This is a genomic window from Caulobacter sp. 602-1, from assembly GCF_003931565.1.
Classification (GTDB): domain Bacteria; phylum Pseudomonadota; class Alphaproteobacteria; order Caulobacterales; family Caulobacteraceae; genus Caulobacter.
In genome coordinates, this window is sequence record NZ_RRYI01000179.1 from 1 (window position 1) to 280 (window position 280).

Below are 280 nucleotides of genomic sequence, written 5' to 3' on the forward strand. Positions count from 1 at the left end.
GGCCGGCCTCGACGCCAACGGCCTGCCGCTGGGGCTGCAGATCATCGGCAAGCCGCTCGACGAGGCCACGGTGTTCTCGGTCGCGGGAGCGGTCGAGAAGGCCGCCGGGTTCGCGGCGAAAGCCGAGAAATGGTGGTGATCTAAGGAAAAGGGCGGCTCCGGCGGAGCCGCCCTTCTTCGTTCAGCCGTGTGGTGACCGGCCTACTGAGGGATGGTCGCCTCGGGCCGCGGCGTCGGTTGCGCCGCCGCGGGCGCGGGGATCACCAGCGGAGCCGGTTCG

Annotated in this window: 1 protein-coding gene; it reads left to right on the forward strand. The window is 71.4% G+C overall.

Features of this window, described 5'->3' with window-relative positions; translation table 11 throughout:
- On the forward strand, positions 1-139 hold a 139-nt coding region (locus EIK80_RS26515), incomplete at its 5' end, for a hypothetical protein (protein WP_199743653.1).
- Positions 140-280 lie beyond the last annotated feature (141 nt).